Source organism: Acidovorax cavernicola, from assembly GCF_003581445.1.
Window position 1 is genome coordinate 1 of the sequence record NZ_QXMN01000309.1, and the last position, 683, is coordinate 683.

At 65.9% G+C, this 683-nt stretch carries 1 protein-coding gene; it reads right to left on the reverse strand.

From position 1 onward, the window contains the following. A partial coding sequence (locus tag D3H34_RS33355; protein WP_147400629.1) for an adenosylhomocysteinase occupies positions 1 to 683 on the reverse strand: 683 nt, incomplete at both ends.

The following is a 683-nucleotide window of genomic DNA, read 5'->3' on the forward strand; positions in this document are numbered from 1 at the left end:
TGACCGAGACCTGGGCGCTGAGTGCGCGCAGCGCCTGGGCGCAGCCCTTGCCCACGTCGCCGTAGCCCGCGACCACGGCGACCTTGCCGGCGATCATCACGTCGGTGGCGCGCTTGATGCCGTCGACCAGCGATTCGCGGCAGCCGTACAGGTTGTCGAACTTGCTCTTGGTCACCGAGTCGTTGACGTTGATCGCGCGGAACAGCAGCGTGCCCTTGGCCGACATTTCGTTGAGGCGGTGCACGCCGGTGGTGGTTTCCTCGGTCACGCCGATGATTTCCGCCGACTTGCGCGTGTACCAGCTGCCGTCAACGGCGAGCTTGGCCTTGATCGCGGCGAACAGGATGACTTCCTCTTCGCTGCCGGGGTTGGCCAGCACCGACAGATCCTTCTCGGCCTTCTGGCCCAGGTGCATCAGCATGGTGGCATCGCCGCCATCGTCGAGGATCATGTTCGGGCCTTCGCCGGCGCTGCCCTTGGCGCCGAATTCGAAGATGCGGTGGGTGTAGTCCCAGTAGTCGGCCAGGGTTTCGCCCTTGATGGCGAACACCGGCGTGCCGCTGGCGGCGATCGCCGCGGCTGCATGGTCCTGCGTCGAGAAGATGTTGCACGATGCCCAGCGCACTTGCGCGCCCAGGGCCTGCAGGGTCTCGATCAGCACGGCCGTCTGGATGGTCATGTGC